The 15,536-nt window shown below is 69.5% G+C and carries 18 protein-coding genes; 6 read left to right on the top strand and 12 right to left on the bottom strand.

The genetic code is table 11. The features are described from left to right. Nucleotides 1–2: 2 nt before the first annotated feature. Nucleotides 3–1,358: a serine hydrolase domain-containing protein gene (locus D9V36_RS04155; protein ID WP_129292552.1), complete on the bottom strand. Its 1,356-nt coding sequence runs from the start codon at nucleotides 1,356–1,358 to the stop codon at nucleotides 3–5. 183 nt (nucleotides 1,359–1,541) lie between these two features. Further along, nucleotides 1,542–2,750, bottom strand: a complete 1,209-nt coding sequence (locus tag D9V36_RS04160; RefSeq protein WP_129292553.1) for a cytochrome P450 — start codon at nucleotides 2,748–2,750, stop codon at nucleotides 1,542–1,544. Nucleotides 2,751–4,767: 2,017 nt separating this feature from the next. Here D9V36_RS04160 and D9V36_RS04165 point away from each other — a divergent pair. Further along, entirely contained in the window at nucleotides 4,768–5,112 is a 345-nt protein-coding gene (locus tag D9V36_RS04165; protein WP_129292554.1) for an STAS domain-containing protein, read from the top strand. A 195-nt stretch (nucleotides 5,113–5,307) separates the two neighbouring features. Here D9V36_RS04165 and D9V36_RS04170 read toward each other — a convergent pair whose 3' ends face one another. Beyond that, nucleotides 5,308–6,945: an APC family permease gene (locus D9V36_RS04170; protein WP_164992873.1), complete on the bottom strand. Its 1,638-nt coding sequence runs from the start codon at nucleotides 6,943–6,945 to the stop codon at nucleotides 5,308–5,310. Nucleotides 6,946–7,695: 750 nt separating this feature from the next. Here D9V36_RS04170 and D9V36_RS04175 point away from each other — a divergent pair. From D9V36_RS04175 to D9V36_RS04185, 3 genes are all read left to right on the top strand, one after another. Next, on the top strand, nucleotides 7,696–8,010 hold the full coding sequence (locus D9V36_RS04175) for a hypothetical protein (RefSeq protein ID WP_129292555.1): 315 nt from the start codon (nucleotides 7,696–7,698) through the stop codon (nucleotides 8,008–8,010). 317 nt (nucleotides 8,011–8,327) lie between these two features. After that, the gene (locus D9V36_RS04180) at nucleotides 8,328–8,501 is read left to right on the top strand and encodes a CsbD family protein (protein WP_088796137.1); all 174 of its coding nucleotides are present in this window, start codon (nucleotides 8,328–8,330) and stop codon (nucleotides 8,499–8,501) included. A 194-nt stretch (nucleotides 8,502–8,695) separates the two neighbouring features. Next, the gene (locus tag D9V36_RS04185) at nucleotides 8,696–8,974 is read left to right on the top strand and encodes a hypothetical protein (protein ID WP_129292556.1); all 279 of its coding nucleotides are present in this window, start codon (nucleotides 8,696–8,698) and stop codon (nucleotides 8,972–8,974) included. 264 nt (nucleotides 8,975–9,238) lie between these two features. Here D9V36_RS04185 and D9V36_RS04190 read toward each other — a convergent pair whose 3' ends face one another. From D9V36_RS04190 to D9V36_RS04230, 9 genes are read right to left on the bottom strand one after another with little or no spacing between them, the layout of a single operon-like run. Then, a complete protein-coding gene (locus D9V36_RS04190; RefSeq protein WP_129292557.1) occupies nucleotides 9,239–9,895 on the bottom strand; it encodes a maleylpyruvate isomerase N-terminal domain-containing protein in 657 nt (218 codons plus the stop codon). 48 nt (nucleotides 9,896–9,943) lie between these two features. After that, the gene (locus tag D9V36_RS04195) at nucleotides 9,944–10,240 is read right to left on the bottom strand and encodes a gas vesicle protein K (protein WP_129292558.1); all 297 of its coding nucleotides are present in this window, start codon (nucleotides 10,238–10,240) and stop codon (nucleotides 9,944–9,946) included. After that, complete coding sequence (locus D9V36_RS04200) at nucleotides 10,237–10,467, bottom strand: gas vesicle protein (RefSeq protein WP_129292559.1); 231 nt, start codon at nucleotides 10,465–10,467, stop codon at nucleotides 10,237–10,239. Before D9V36_RS04200 ends, D9V36_RS04195 begins: the two co-directional genes overlap by 4 nt. A gap of 3 nt (nucleotides 10,468–10,470) precedes the next feature. Further along, complete coding sequence (locus D9V36_RS04205) at nucleotides 10,471–11,346, bottom strand: GvpL/GvpF family gas vesicle protein (RefSeq protein WP_129292560.1); 876 nt, start codon at nucleotides 11,344–11,346, stop codon at nucleotides 10,471–10,473. Next, nucleotides 11,343–11,714 (bottom strand): gas vesicle protein, encoded by a 372-nt coding sequence (locus tag D9V36_RS04210; protein WP_129292561.1) that lies wholly within the window; start codon nucleotides 11,712–11,714, stop codon nucleotides 11,343–11,345. The genes D9V36_RS04205 and D9V36_RS04210 overlap by 4 nt, the downstream gene beginning before the upstream one ends. Before the next feature lie 48 nt (nucleotides 11,715–11,762). After that, nucleotides 11,763–11,987 carry a gas vesicle protein GvpG gene (locus D9V36_RS04215; RefSeq protein ID WP_129292562.1) on the bottom strand — a complete coding sequence of 75 codons (225 nt, stop codon included), beginning with the start codon at nucleotides 11,985–11,987 and terminating at the stop codon, nucleotides 11,763–11,765. Nucleotide 11,988: 1 nt separating this feature from the next. Continuing rightward, complete coding sequence (locus D9V36_RS04220; RefSeq protein ID WP_129292563.1) at nucleotides 11,989–12,747, bottom strand: GvpL/GvpF family gas vesicle protein; 759 nt, start codon at nucleotides 12,745–12,747, stop codon at nucleotides 11,989–11,991. 3 nt (nucleotides 12,748–12,750) lie between these two features. Further along, a complete protein-coding gene (gene gvpJ / locus D9V36_RS04225; protein WP_129292564.1) occupies nucleotides 12,751–13,224 on the bottom strand; it encodes a gas vesicle protein GvpJ in 474 nt (157 codons plus the stop codon). A 35-nt stretch (nucleotides 13,225–13,259) separates the two neighbouring features. Further along, the gene (locus D9V36_RS04230) at nucleotides 13,260–13,580 is read right to left on the bottom strand and encodes a gas vesicle protein (protein WP_129292565.1); all 321 of its coding nucleotides are present in this window, start codon (nucleotides 13,578–13,580) and stop codon (nucleotides 13,260–13,262) included. On the opposite strand from D9V36_RS04230, the gene D9V36_RS04235 reads away from it, so the two are divergent. Further along, complete coding sequence (locus D9V36_RS04235; protein WP_277753385.1) at nucleotides 13,527–14,042, top strand: GMC family oxidoreductase N-terminal domain-containing protein; 516 nt, start codon at nucleotides 13,527–13,529, stop codon at nucleotides 14,040–14,042. The genes D9V36_RS04230 and D9V36_RS04235 overlap by 54 nt on opposite strands. Nucleotides 14,043–14,262: 220 nt before the next feature. Then, entirely contained in the window at nucleotides 14,263–15,522 is a 1,260-nt protein-coding gene (locus D9V36_RS04240) for a PP2C family protein-serine/threonine phosphatase (RefSeq protein WP_129292567.1), read from the top strand. Nucleotides 15,523–15,536 lie beyond the last annotated feature (14 nt).

Here is a 15,536-nt window from a genome sequence, read left to right on the forward strand (position 1 = left end):
TTTCAGGCGGTGACGGTACGGCGGGCCGTGCGGCCGGAGATCTGGACGCGGTCGATGGCGCCGCTCTCCGGGTCGCGCACGAAGCGTCCGCCGGGATGGCGGCGGCCGGACGCGGGATCCACCAGGTCACAGGTGAGATCCGGGTAACAGACCAGCGGCGCGGGGGTGTCGCCGTTCACGGTCAGCGTCAGGGAGCCGTCGGCGTCCGCCGCGACCCGGTATTCGACGGTGCCGTTGTGGTAGGTCCCGGCGCACTGGGGAAGGGCGACGGCGCGGCCGCGCTCGGGCGGGCGCGCGGCCGAGGGGACCTGCACTCCGGTGATCCGGTCGAGGTCTTCGGCGAGTTCGTGCCACAGCGCGGTGCCGTTGTTGGCGTTGCTGGTGAAGGCGACCACCGTGCCGCTGTCCGGTTCGGCCCGCAGATGGCAGGAGGTGCCCTGGGCGTTGCCGTCGTGGCCGCACCACTGCTGGGCGCCCTGCTGGAAGAGCGCGAGGCCCAGGCCCCACGCGTCCGCCAGAACCCCCGGGGCGGCGCCCGGTACGGGGCGGCGCATCTCCTCGGCGGCGTCGGGTGTCAGCACCGTGCGGGGGCCCTGTCCGATCAGGGCCCGGCCCAGTGCCACCAGGTCGAGCGCGCTCGCCAGCAGGGCACCCGCCGGGGCCTCCACCGGTGCCAGGTTCTGCTGCACCGGAAGCACACGGCCCGAGGTCGTGTTCACGGAGTGGCCGACGGCCACCGGACGTGTCGTCTTGCGGTCGCCGAGGAAGGCGGGAACGGTGCCCAGGGGCTCCAGGAGCAGCGCCCGCACGGCATCGCTCCAGGTCATGCCGGTCACCGCTTCGATCAGCCGGCCGGCGGCGACATACCCGGCGTTGGAGTAGGAGAAGCCGCTGCCGGGCGCGCACACCGTGTCCCGGCCGGCACAGTGCGCGGACAGGTAACGGGCGGGGGTCAGCGCCGCCGCGTCGTCCGAGTCGGGCCCGGTCGGGAGCCCGCCGGTGTGGCTGAGCAACTGCCGTACGGTGAGGTGGGGCGCCCGCCGCAGCTCCGGCACATGCGTGCCGACGAGATCCGTCAGCGCGAGGTCACCGTCGTCCGCCAGGAGCTGGACGACCGCGGCCGTGTAGGGCTTGGTGACGGAGCCCAGCGGCACCGCCGTGTCCGCGGTGAACATCTCGCCGGTGGCGTTGTCCGCCTCGCCCGTCTGGACGGTGTACGTCACCGAGTCGACCTGTACGGCGAGTTGGGCTCCCGGCACCTGGTGGGCACGCGCGAGCGTGTCCAGGCGCTCTTGTAAGAGGCGACGTATGTGGGTCGGCTGCCGGCTCGCGATCTGAGCACTCGAAGCTTGCGGCATGAGAAAGGAACTCCCGAACTCGAACTCATGGGGGAAGGGCGCGCCTGCCTGCCGTGACGGCAACCTCACGGCGCGGACGGACCAGCCCCTGGGCCTGATTGCCGAGGGAACTCGGCAACCGATCTCCTCGCGTGCGCCCGGCCGTTGGCGCCGGACACGCTCTTCACTTCACTGCGAACGGCGCTATGCCCTCCGCACCTCCACCGGCAGACGACGCGCACTGACGATGACGGCCGGGTTCTGGAACTCGACCTCACGGCGGCTCGGGATGGTGAGGCAGGAGAAGCGGTCCAGCAGTTGCCGGAGCGCGATGCGTGCCTCCAGCCTGGCCAGGGGTGCGCCGAAGCAGAAGTGAATGCCGTGGCCGAAGGTCAGATGCGGGTTGGGGTTGCGCATCACATGAAAGGTGTCGGGATCGGTGAACCGGGCCGGGTCGCGGTTGGCGGTGGCCAGGTTGGCCATCAGGATGGCGTCTGCGGGGAGGGTCCTGCCGCCGAGCTCGACCTCACGGGTGGTACGGCGTCCCAGTTCGGGGAAGGGCGGCAGCCAGCGCAGCACCTCCTCGATGGCGTCCGGCAGCCGGCCGGGTTCGGCGCGCACCTGCGCGGCGGCCTCGGGGTACGCGTCGAAGCTGAGCACGGCGTTGCCCAGGAGGGCGGTGGTGGTGATGTGCCCGGCGACCAGCAACAGGGCCACAAAGCCGACGATCTCCTGGTCCGCCAGGCGTACCCCGTCCACTTCGGCCTGCAGCAGCCTGCTGGTCAGCCCCTCACCGGGGTGCTTCCGGTGGTGGCGGATGTGCTCGAGGATGTAGCCGTTCATCTCGCGCACGGTGGGGGCGATGGAGTCCAGTGCGCGCTCGATGTCGCTCATGTCCAGCGATTCGCCGATCTCGTCCCCGCCGAAGAGTGTGGCCGCCCACTCCTGGAACAGCCCGCGGTCGGTGGCCGGCACACCGAGCAGCTCGGCTATCACGAGAATGGGCAGCGGGTAGGCCAGCGCGTCCACCACGTCGAACCGGTCGCGGTCCCCGACGGCATCGAGCAGTTCCGCCGTGATGGCGTGGATCCTCGGTTCGAGTCCGGCGACGACGCGCGGGGTGAACGCCTGGCTGACGAGGGCACGCAGCTTGCGGTGCTCGGGCGGGTCCATGCCGACGAAGTTGCCCTGGCGGAAGGTCTCGAAGTCCGGCTGGGTGGGCGTCAGTCCGGAGAAGTCCGAGGAGAACGTCGCCGGGTCGGCGAGGACCGCGGCCACGCTCCGGTGATCCAGCACCTGCCTGACGTTCTGCCCCTCGTCATGGCGCACGGGATCGGTCTCGCCCAAGCTGCTCCACCGGCCGACCAGATCGTCGAAGACGAAAGGTGCCTCTTTCAGTTCGTTGCTGGTCACCGGTTCTCCCTGAAGTGCGGGTCCGGGAGGGTCCGTTCCTCCCCGGCGGTTATGCGCTGGACTGGTCGGCGGCCACACCCCTCGAAAAGACGGAGCGCCGCATGACGCAACAGGCTTACTATCACAGCCCTTTCACGACTTTGATTGCCTTCGGATTAATTTTGTACTTCCTGTGCAAGAATTGGCAAAGCCAGCTTCGGCACACGGCTTCCACCATGACATCACCGCATCCCGAAAAGGGCATCCGGATCTCCCGACGACATGAACGCCCATAGGAATACGCGAACATGAACACCGGTTAAAGGCATGCCGATAACGACGCCGCGCCGACCTCGTGCCACATTGCCTGCGCAGGCCCGTGAATCCGCATTACGTGTACGGCGCGTAGCGCGGCAGCACCGCCCTCACCCGCCGGGCGGCCGGCTTCTGCGGCGCCTGCATACCACTGCGGGTGCGCTCAACGGCGACAGCAGCAGAAAAGCAGCCTCGACGGCCGGCCGGTACGCCCCCGCGCACAGACCGACGGCAACTCCCGGACAGAGCCGGACGTGCCATTCCACATGCCGAGCCCCCTCCCACCCCTGGACGCAGGAAATCGAGAACTTGGCGCCGGGGCCGCCTCACGGCTCGACGCATCAGACCGCGATACCCCTATCCGGCCCTTCGCCCTCGCCCGGACACACGGCAGCGAAGCTGCCGTTGACCATCTCGTTACCACACATCCCCCACTGAAAACCCCCACACATGACACGTGCCAGGCATCCCCGCACACGTAAAGGTGGGCGATCCGCACACGAGCCAACGGCGCCCGAAAAAGAACGAGAGAAACGCAAAACACTACCGGCGGGTACAGTTTGATGTTGTCAACGCTCCGCGCCCCCGGGCGCTTTCACGCCAGTCCAGCTTGACCGACAGTCTTCACTCCCAGTCATACAATAGCAACCCCCTGCGGTTTGACTGAGAGTGATTTCTATACCCATTCACCTCTGCACGCCAGTAGGCCGCAAGGGGCCCCTGTTGCTCGTGAGGCAAACAATTTTCGACTGTCCGTTCGATCTGAGTGCGGGGAAGTGGGTATTGAGCGTTTCCCGGAGAGCGACAGGGCACTCCAAGGGGGTCGCCCTTCCCCGCCGCAGGATGATGCCACCACCGCCCTGCGGCAAGTGCCAGACCTTGGCAAACCACTGCGGGGAGAGCAAGCCTCAAGAGCAGATCCGGGCCAGGACCGAAGCCGCCGGCGGCGCGCCGGAAGGCGTTCACCACCGCAGCGCCCGCGGCGGAGCCGGGCAGGCCAGGCCCGTATTCACCGCGCTCATCGGGCATCGCGGCCGGCCTCCATGGTTGTTGACCGGCCAACGCAGCCGCTCGCCCGGTGGCTTGCTTTCGACGTCCGGTTAATTGGCTGGATTCCATGCCTTGCGGCCGATGCGAACGCGGCGGTAACCGCTTCGGGGCCGCTTACCCGGAAAGAGATGGCGTATTTGTTGCCGGTGGGCAAGCAGTTGGTGAAGTCAGCGCGGAATATGCCCCGGCAGGGCCTGCCGCTCTCGGCTGCGGGGTGGTGCGGGACCCCTCACGGGAGGCGGCGACCCCGCACACCTGAAGCGGCGGCTTGCCCGCACGCCGGCCGGACGGCCCCCGTCGGTGACACCCCGGGGCACGGGCACGCCGGGAATTGCCGTACTCCGCCGCCGCGTTGTCACCGCAGTGCCGCTGTGCGGTCAAGTCGCCCGCATAGCAACCGAGTTGAGCTTCCGAACCCCGGGCAACGCAGCGGTGCGGCCTCGACGGCCGTGGTGTCACAGGTTCCGAACGAGCGGCGCGATGTGGGACAGTGAGGTGACGGAACAGCCTGGTTCGGCTCGTGAGCCTTGCTCACCCGGTGCTCCGAGAAGCGGGATGTGATCCCCGGCAGCTCCTGCCGTGGCGGCCCGCAACCGCCGGACCGCACGCGGCGCCTGCCGTGTGCCCGCAGTGTTGCGGCTGCTGGAGACTGCCACCCCAACTCCTTGAGGGCATGATTCCTTTCACCATCAGTACCCAGTATCTGGACGACACCGTGCTGCTCATGGCCCGCGGTGAGATCGACCGCGCCTGCGAGCCCGCATGTGACCGCGTCCTCGCCTCGCTGCCCGCAAGACTGGCCGGAGTGGTCCTGGACATGCAGCACGTGCCGTTCATGGACGTGACGGGCCTGCACTTCCTGTGCGCTCTGCACCGCCGGACGGCCCGCCATCAGACCCGTCTGCACACCCGGGGCTGGCAGGCGCAACCGCGCTACGTCCTGGACTCGGCCCTGCACCTCGACCTCCGGGGCGCCGACCTGAACACCGCGGTGCGCGCGGCGCTCGACCTGCCGTAGCGGGGCCTCCCCCGGAATCCACCTTCGAGGTCAGCAGTGCGGAAGCCGTTGCGGGGCGCGTCGGCGGCGGTCGCGGGCAGGTGCCGGCGGAGCGGTCGTGCGCGTCGGCAGGGGCCGTACGGCAGCGAAAAGCCGGGGGTCGGGCCGGTTGAGCGGCCGGACCCCCGGCTCGCGGGGCGTCAGGTCACGGGGTGGTCAGTGTCCGCCCTCGTCCACGACCGCGACCTCCTCGATGTTCTGTTCGATCGCCTCGGACGAGACGGCGGTGGCGCGGGCCCAGTAGTAGATGCCCAGCGAGAACGCCGTGATGACCACCATGTCCCACCACAGCGGAAGGTGCCCCTGGCCGCCGAAGCCGCCCTGCCAGGCGATCAGGCCCATGCCCACCAGGTACACCGGCAGCCACTGCGCGGCCTTCCAGTCCAGTCGCGGAGCGTTCGGCAGGCACTTCTTCGTCGCGTACCAGGCGTAGCTGCCGAGCAGCACATACCCGATGATGATCGCCCAGCCGAGCCGCTGGAGGGTTTCCCAGCCGGCCCAGTAAATGATCAGGCTGGCGACGACGAAGGACACCGGCGAGATCACACCGCCGCCGGGCAGGCGGTACGGGCGCTCGTGGTGCGGCAGCCGGTTGCGGAAGACGCCGAACGCCAGCGGCGCGCCCGCGTACATCAGCACGCTCGCCGAGGTGATGAAGGAGACCAGCTCCTGCCAGCTCGGGAAGGGCAGGAAGCAGATCACGCCGGTCACGAACGAGATGATCAGGCCGAACCACGGCACACCGCGGCCGTCGGTCTTCTCGAACAGCCGGGGCGCGTAGCCGTTCTTGCTGAGGCCGTAGGAGATGCGCGAGGTGGAGGTGGTGTAGATCAGGCCGGTGCCACCGGGGGAGATGATCGCGTCCGCGTAGAGGACCCAGCCCAGCCAGCCCAGGCCCACCACGGTGGCCAGGCCCGCCCACGGGCCGCTGATGCCCGCGTAGTCCAGCTTGGCCCACCCGTGCGCGAAGGAGGCCAGCGGCAGCGCGCCTATGTAGACCACCTGGAGAAGGACGTAGATCACCGCGCCGATCACGACCGAGCCGATCGTGGCGCGCGGCAGGTCGCGCTTGGGGTTGCGGCTCTCCCCGGCGAGCTGGATGGCCTGCTCGAAGCCGAGCAGCGCGAAGATGATGCCGCTGGTGCTGATGGCGCTGAGCACGCCCTTGGCACCGAAGGGGGCGAAGCCCTGCGAGGTGAAGTTGTGCGGGTGGAAGTTGGTCGCCGCGATGACGAAGATCGCCCCGAGGGGTACGGCGATCTTCCACCAGGTCGCCGCGCTGTTCGTGTGCGCCAGCACCTTCACACCGAGGAAGTTCACCGCGACGAAGATCGCCATCAGGACGACCGCGACGATGAAACCGCTCGTCGTGAGGGTCCCATTGGCGTGCTGGAAGCCCTGCGCCCACGACCAGTGACCGGCGTAACCGATCATGGCCTCGACCTCGATCGGGGCGACCGTCGCCGCCTGGAGCCAGGAGAACCAGCCGAAGGACATTCCGGCCAGGCCACCGAAGGCGTAGTGCGGATAACGCGCCGTACCGCCGGCCACCGGGAACAGGCCACCGAGCTCGGCGTGCACCAGCGCCAGCAGCACCACCGCGACCGCGCCGATGATCCAGGAGATCAGCGCGGCCGGTCCCGCCACCACCACGGCCTTCTGCGCCCCGTAGAGCCACCCGGACCCGATGATGGAGCCGACCGACGCCCACATCAGGCCGATCAGTCCCACGTCCCTCCGGAGGGAGCCGGAGGCCCGTGCCCTCTCGGGAGCGATCTCGTCAACGCTTGCCATAGGAGGCCTTTCAAGACAGGACTGGCTGAAAATTTGCCTCAGAGTAGGGAGCATTCACGGCCCTGCAAAGAGCCGTTGCCTGAATAGTGGAATCCCTTGACGGAATGCATACCGAATTCTCAGCTCGCCGCTGTGGACATTTCGCAGGATTCCCGTATCAGCGGCCCACGGGGCGGTTTCGGTAGCGGTATGCGACCGGGCAATTACCTGTCCGATTCTTCGGGTCCGTCATAAATTTGGGGAAAAATTGAAGCTTGGAGCGCCGATTTGGGCTTCGGGTCAGATAATGGCACCCATCGGGACCCTCGCGATCTTCAGCAGCCCCTCGGCGGACCGGCGGGAGCCGACGGGGAAACCGCCGGACATCACCCCGCGGCATATCGCGGCTGTCGGGTGCATGACCTCCCTCCCCCGGTCCCCGCTGTGGAGGGGAGGGCGTAAAGGCGGAGAGTGAGAGGGAACACGACTGCGGCGCGCCGTTCGACTTCGGAACGTCTGAAGTCGAACCGTCCGACTTCGGACCGTCCGGCTTTGAGCCGTCCGGCGTGACCCGTTCGGCCTGAGCCGTTCGACCCGACCGGTTCGACTGGATGCGTCATTTTCGCGATCGGTCCACCCGTAAAGCGCATTCTTGCGACGCTCTCAAGTGGTGCGCCGTGACAAGGCAGCTGACAGCGGGTCATATATCGCTACTGCGATCAGAAGGCCGACTCGGTGTCGCCCTCGCAGTAGGCCGAAAGGAACATGCCCATGCGCACTGCCCGCTCCCTGTTCGCCTCAGCCGTCATCACCGCGGTATTCGCGGTAGGCGCGCCCACCGCGATGGCCTCGCCCGCGGCCGAGGCCACCACCACGGTCAGCGCCACCTCGGCACACCAGAACGACCACGGCCGCCACTGGAGGGGCGACCGGGACCGCTACCGGGATCGCGACCACGGCCGGTTCTGCCACCGCTGGCACGGCCGCCACCACCACATGTGCAGGCACCACCACTACAGGCACCACCACCAGATGCTCGGCGGTATGCACACCGGCGGTGGCGCTCGCATGGACGTCGGCCGCTGAGGGCTGCTCCTTAGGAAGCCGGGGTTTTGCACGGGGTCCACACGACGGTGACGACCTCTCAGAAACACTTGAGAGGCGCACGGTTGGGAAATGGACCGCCGGGCCGTCGGCCGCCCGGCCGACGGCCCGGATGCGGTAATGCCGTGCACTCGGCTCTTGCCCTCGAAGGAGCCCGTCTCCATAAAGGGATCCACCTCCGCAGCGGATCGTCTCCGGCCATACGGCCGGGCCAGGTCAGTCCCTCCGCGGGAAACTCCCCTGTTTCCCGCGGAGTTCTGCGGGCAGCCGAGTGATGACGCCGACGAAAGGACCTCATCATGAGCGCCGTGGAGAAGGCGAAGGCCAAGGCGGAGCAGACGACCGGGAAGGCGGAAAAGGAAGTCGGCCGCACGGTCGGCAATGAACGTCTCGAAGCGGACGGCGTGGTGCGGGAATCCAAGGGAAACCTGCGCGACGCAAAGGAAAGCGGCAAGGACGCGCTCAAGGACTGACGCCAGGAATCCGTCATGGGTGGGTGGGCCACGTATCTCTGTGGCCCACCCACCTGTCCCGCCCGCCCATGGCATGCGTTCCTTCGCGAGCCGGGACGGATTCCACTCACGGAAGCAAGACGGCGCCATGACGGCGCCACGGCCGGAACCGTCGGCGATTCGCCGTGGCAGGCCATGGCTGATAGGGAGGTGGCATGAGCGAAATTCCTCCGGTTCTGACCGTTACCGCCATCAGCACCATCGGGGCCGCCGATGTTCACGACGAGAACGCGGACTCCTGGGTAGTGATCGAAACCGCCGAGCAGGGCCAGTTGCTGCTGAATCTGCCCGGCCCCCTCTATGACGCCGCCGTCCAGGCCACCAGGCTTCCGGCCGACCAGCCCGGCCCCGGCCGCCTGGCCCTCACCGACGACGAGATCGCCGCCTACCGCGCCCATATCGCAGCGCTCTCCGACGCCGACCGGGGAGCCTGACGACGCTCCGGGACACCCCGGACCACCCCCGGCCCCCGGACACCCCTGGGCCCCCGCGGAGGCCGGCCGAGTGGCCGGATACCACCCTCGCGGCGCAGGGCGCCGGACCCTGCCGGCACCGGACCCTGCCGACACCGGACCCGGACGCCTCGGCAACGCCGTGGCAGCCGGGTTCCGCCGTGCGTGTGGCGCCGGCCCGGGCTGCCCCGCCTCGCCCACTCTGCCTGTCTACCTGCCGCCCCCCACCTTTCCGCACTGGACGTATCAGCCCAGGACGAGCGGCAGTTTCGCGGCCAGTCCGCCGAGTTCGGCCCGCTCCCCCTCGGTCGGTGCCCGGCGCCCGGTACCGACCAGAAGTGCGTCCTTGTCGGTGAACGACGCGGGGAACGCCACGTCGGCGATCCGTTCCAGCATCGTGCGGGACCCCGCCAGGCCCTCGGCGAGCGGTTCCGGCGCGTCCGGGAGGTACGCGATCAGATCGAGGTGGTGCAGCGTCCACTCCAGGACGTAAGCGGTGAGGTAGTCGCCCACGGTCAGGACCTCGTCGCGGGTGCTCACCAGGGCGCCGGGGTCGGCGAGTTCGGCGGCGCGTCCGGCGGCGGAACCGACGTCGTCGAGGTGGAAGGTGAGCAGGCGCGGTTCCTCGTACGCGGCGGCCAGCCGGACGGTCAGCGCATCCAGCGGGTCCTCACCGGTCGGCGGTCGGTCCTCGACCCTCCAGTAGGTCTCCGCGTTCACGGTCGGCGGCGCTCCGGCGGGGGTGGCGAGGGTGATCAGGACGTCCTGCGCGTCGATGATCAGGTGGCACACCAGGTCCCGCACGAGCCAGCCGGTGCAGCCGGACGGCTGCGCGAAATCCTGGTCCGGGAGTCCCGCGACCGCAGTGCGCAACGCCGCCCATGAGCGTGAGAAGAGATCCACATCGGCACGGTAGTGCGGTCCCGGAACGGCGGACAAACCCTGAGGCCCCTACTGGCGCGGAAGGAGGGACCCCAGAGGCCCGAGATCGAGATTGAGGTCTTCGAGGCGCAGACCGTGCTGATCGCACAGCTCGGTCATCCGCTCTTCGAGGTGCATCAGGGTCTCCCCGATCTGCTCCACCTGCGCCTCGCTCAGGTCTCCCTGTTCCACCCGGCGGATCGCCTGCCGTTCCATCAACTGCCGCAGGAGCTCCACCACCGTGAGTACCAACGAGACGAGGTCGCGGCCCATTTGGTCACGGTCGAGGTCGAATCTGCTCTCACCCGCGCCGGTGCGTTCGCTCATAGCGGGCCCGAGTCCGACCACGGCGCGGGCACGCGTTCGCTGACCGACGACAGCAGCGCGTGGAGGGAGAGCCGCACCAGGGGCACGTCCGCGATGGCGATGACCAGGTCCCCGCTGATGACGACGCCGGTGGACAGGACACGGTCCAGAAGGTCGACCAGCGGGACGCCGAGGGGGCCGACGAGCGGGCCGGGTGTTTCCCAGGGGACGGGGTGCGGGGCGGACACGGCTCACACCTCCCCGACGAAGGAGTACGGGACCCAGGGCCCCGACAGCTCGACCTCTGCTCCCGTGCGGTGCCGCAGGCCCGCCACCGCGTCCCGCAGTCGCTTCTCGCACACCGATGTCACCAGGTAGGTGGCGTTCAGAATCTGCAGGCGGTGCTTCTCCCCCGTCATCTCCGGACTGTGCGGACGCAGCCTGCGGGCCGCGGTGGCCAGGCGGCTCAGCGCGGCATCGATGTCTTCGGCGGTCTGCAGCGCGCGGTCATGCCGGTGTTCCCGCGCCTGGTGCAGCCCCCGTTTCCGCTCCAGGTAGGCGCGGCCCGCTCCACGTGGCACCCGGCCGCCCTGTGGGAGAGGCGGGGCGGGCGCAGTCGCGGAGGGCGTGGGGGACGGCATGGGGAGGTAGACCTTTACGCCCCATTCGGCGTGGTCCTCGATGCGTGCCAGCACCGCGGTGAAGCGGTCCGTGTCCGCTTCCAGGGCCTGGCGCGCTCGCTCGTCCCCCCGGTAGAGCGTGGCCAGCGCCAGCGGTGCCGTGGGGCCGCAGGCGGCGGCCGCGGACACCACTTCGTGGTGGGCTCGTGCGCAGCGTTCCAGCTCCGCACGGTCCGACAGCCGCTGCTGCCATGCGTCCTCGCTGAACTCGGCAGCGGGCACGTGCTGGACGACCGCCGTGAGGGGGCCGACCCGCAGACCGCGTACGGGAAGGCCTGCGGCGAGGCCGGCGAGCCCGCTGAGGACGGCCGGGTCGAGCCGGCGGCATACGGCAAAGACGTAGGTCGCGGTGGCTGCGTCCGGGGTGCCGCGCCGCTCCGCCGACGCGTCGCTGCCCGTCGCATCGCTGCCCGTCGCGCCCCCGTCCGCCGTATCGATGCCCGTCATGTCCCTGCTCCTGCCCCTGCCGTGTCCGGTGAACGGGAGGGGGGCGGGCCGCCCTCCTCGGCGGACTCCAGTGCCTCCACGCGTTCACGCAACCGGTCGTTCTCCTCCCGCAACTCGTTCCGTGCCGCCTTGGAGCTGAGTGCGGGGTCGGTCTCCCACCAGTCGATGCCGGCTTTCCTCGCCGTCTCCACCGACGCGACGAACAGCCGCAGCCTGATGGTCAGGAGCTCGATATCGAGGAGGTCGATCTTGATGTCGCCGGCGATGACGATCCCCTTGTCCAGGACGCGTTCGAGGATGTCGGCGAGGTTCGAGGTGGTCGGGCCGTTGGCAGGAGGAGCGGCCCATCTCTCTTCGACGTCGGTCACGTGGCCGCTCCCTTCTCCACTTGCGCCACTTCTTCTTCGTCGGCCCCGTCAGCTCTCGTACAGCAGGTCGAGCAGTTGCTCCTCTTCCCGTTCGAAGGCCTCTTCGCCGAGGTGACCTGCTTCGAATTCATGGTTCAGCGCGGCGAGCCGGGCGCGGATCACGGAGGGGTCGTGCAGCTCGCGGTCGGCCGCCTGGGCGAGTTGGTCGGCCACCCAGACCACTCCCCGTACGGGCGCGAGCGGCAGGGTGAGCACACCGCTGATCAGCCCCACCTCAACCGCCCGCTCTCGCCCTTGCCCTCGCCGCGAGCGGCCGCGGTCCGAGGAAGCTGTAGCAGGGCAGCGGGCCCGCCACCCGGAGTTCGACGCGCTCGCGGTGCTGCCGGGCCAGACGCTCCGCCTCCGCGATGAAGCCGGCGCTGTCGCTCCGGTCCACCAGGAACGACATATTGACCTGGCAGCCCGAAACCTCCGGCCCGGCGGCGGCCGCCTGCGCCCGGGGCGTCAGCGCCCGCACGATCTCGTGCCCCGCTTGTGCGGCCCGGCGCGAGAGCGCGGCGGCCACCGCCTCACCGAGGCGCATGTTCGCCTCGTAGCCGGGCCGTCGGCGCACCGCCTCGCGCAGGCCGCGGACGGTGGCGTCCCCGGTCACGAGCGCGGCGAGCGAGTCGTCGGCAGGCATCGCTTTGACGTTGATCTCGACCCTTCCCGCCAGGTCGTCCAAGGCGGCCAGATGCTGCTCCTCGGCGTCCGAGAGCTGCCGGCGGACCACTGACTCGTCCGGTGCGACCATGCCGAACCGCATGGGCAGGACGGGACCGGCCGCGGCGAGGGCCAGCAACAGTTCCTGGTGCGCCGTGAGGTCGCGACGACGGGCGCGCAGGTTCGGCGGCGCCGGGCTCACTACCGCGGCAACGTGCCCTTCACCGATGCGCTCCACCGTCCCCGGCGGATCTCCCACTCCGCGCAGGTGCGAGGGCAGCGGGTGGCCGGCGCGGACGATGCCGTAGACGTAGATGCCGTCATCCGTCACTGCTCACTCCTCCTCTGAGCGCCGTCGGCGGGAGGCGGCCCCGGACCGGGCGGAACTGCTGCGCCGCCGCCGCTGCGGCTGCGCTTCCTCCTCGGATTCGTCATCCGAGTCGTCATCGCCGCCCACCACCGAGCGGACGGTGTCGCCAATGGATTTGGCGGCCTTTTTCGCCTTGTGCTTTCCGATGCTCTTCGCGGCCTGGCCGCCGAACAGCTCCGGGACGGTCACGCTGCCCGAATCGTGTTCCAGATCCAGCCGGTTGCACGCCTCCGCAAAACGCAGATACGTATCGACGCTGGCCACCACGATGCGGGCATCTATCTTGAGGATCTCGATCCCGACCAGGGACACCCGTATGAACACATCGATGACCATCCCCCGGTCCAGGATGAGTTCCATCACGTCGTACAGCGTTCCCGCCCTGGGCGGGCAGGGAATGACTTCGCCGGACAGTCCCGAATACGTTGTCGTGGCCATATGAGGTGCCCTTTCAGCTGGTCAGCGCTCCGCGTTCACTGGTCGGCCGCACCTCGCCGATAGCGGTGGGTCCGGTAGTACTCGAGCAGTTCACCCTCGTCGTCGAGCTTCACGTCGTATGTCGCGAGAAGGCTCGTGGTATCCGGAATCCGCGCCAGCTCCAGCACATCCACCTCGACACACCAGCCGTCGTCGGTCCGGCGTACCGCGGAAACACCTTCCACCCGCTGGCTGATCAGGCTCTGCAGCAATTCGGCGGCCCGGCGCGCCACTTCCCCGGGATCGCTTCCCGGCGTTTTCTTGTGTTTCCGGGCAGCCGTGGACGACCGAACCCGAGTGCGGGATTGTTCTGCCATACACCAAGTCTCATCGCCACCCTGACCTGTGCATCTTCAGCGGGACCAAATGAGGCGCCGCCACGGTTCGACGCGACCGGACGAGGCACCCAGCGCGACGGCATGCGCTGCAGCACGGCCGTCGCGTATCTGCGGCCGGCTCTGGTCCGGCCGAATCTGGAGGTGCTCACCGGCGCCCGGTGCACCCGCATCCTGTTCGACGGCGAGCGCGCGAGCGGCGTCGAGCTGGAGCGGGGCGGCGAACTGCAGCAAGGGCACACCGAGCGGGAGGGCGTGCTGTCGGCCGGTGCGTACAACTCCCCGCAGCTGCTGATGCTTTCCGGCATCGGCGTGGCCGGTGAACTCGCGGCCCTCGGCATCACGCCCAGGGTGGACCTCCCGGTGGGGGAAAACCTCCAGGACCACCCGCAGGCCGGCGGCTTCCACCGCACCCAGGGATCGCGGAGAAGGCGGCGGACCTGATCCGCGGCATCCCCGCGCCGGCCTGACGGACCTGACCGGCCCATTCGGGTGAGCGGGTCAGGACAGCCGCACCCGGACCGCTGCCGTGCGGCGTACACCCCGGGGTTCCGGCCGAGCGGACGCACCGCCTCGGACCGCCGAGCGGGTCGCCGTTGTCCCGGCGGGCGCGGGCGGCCAGCCGCTTCTAGATTGACCCCATGGGGCCGTGCACGGCAGGAGGATGGGCAGGGAACCCGTGAGGAGACCGGAGCTCGATCATGCGGCGCTGTTCGCCGCGACACCGAGCGCTTGCCTGGTCCTGGACCCGGACCTGGTGATCGTCGACGTCAACCACGCATACCTCCAGGCAACCGGACGCACCCGGGACGATCTGCTCGGGCAGTACGTCTTCGACGCCTTCCCCGACAACCCCGCCGACCCCGACGCCGAAGGGGTGCAGAACCTGCACCCCTCGCTGAGCCGGGTGCTGGCTTCCGGGGAGCCGGACACTATGGCGGTCCAGCGGTACGACATTGCCGTGACCGGCCGGCCGGGCCTGTTCGAGGAGCGCTGGTGGTCCACCATCAACACCCCCGTCATCGCCTCGGACGGCACGGTGGCGTGGATCATCCACCGGGTGGAGGATGTCACGGCGTTCGTGCACTCCCGCCGCTCCCGTCAGCTGCCCGGCGGGCAGCTGAGCGAGCGCGAGGAGGCGATGGAGGCCGAGCTGTACGTCCGTGCGCGGGCGCTGCAGCACCTCAACGAGGAGCTGCGCCGGGCCCACGCCCGCGAACGCCAGGTGGCGCTCACCCTCCAGGAATCCATGCTCCACTCCCCCGACCTCGCCCGGCACCGGAACATCGCGGTGCGCTACCTCCCCGCCATCGGCTCACTCAACATCTGCGGCGACTGGTACGACATCGTCGACCTCCCCGGGGAGGCCTTCGCCGTCGCGGTCGGCGATGTCGTCGGCCACGGCCTGGAGGCCGCCGCCGTCATGGGGATGCTCCGCAGCGCCCTCAGCGCCGCCGACCGCTCCGTCGAGGGGCCCGCCCAGGCGCTGAAGGTGCTGGGCCTGTACGCCCGCTCCGTCGACAAGGCCCTGGCCACCACCGTCGTCCAGGCGCTGATCGACACCGGCCGCCATGAGGTCGTCTACAGCAGCGCCGGTCACCCACCCCCCGTCCTGCTGCGCGCCGACGGCACCCACGCGCTCCTGGACCAGGCCACCGACCCGCCCCTGGGCGCCCACTCCGAAGACGAACCCCGCCCGCAGGCCCGTATTCCGTACACGTCCGGCGACACCCTCGTCCTCTACACCGACGGGCTCGTCGAACGCCGCGACGAGGACATCGACGCCGGCCTCGCCCGCCTCACCGACGCCCTCTCCCGCTACAGCCGGTTCAGCCCGGAACGCCTCGCCGACGCGCTGCTGGCACGCCTCGGCGTCAGCGCCGGCGCCCGCGACGACATCGCCCTCGTCGTCGTCCGCCTGTAGCCGGGCGGAAGGAG

The sequence above is a fragment of the Streptomyces lydicus genome, from assembly GCF_004125265.1.
In the GTDB taxonomy this organism is placed as follows: Bacteria; Actinomycetota; Actinomycetes; order Streptomycetales; family Streptomycetaceae; genus Streptomyces; species Streptomyces lydicus_C.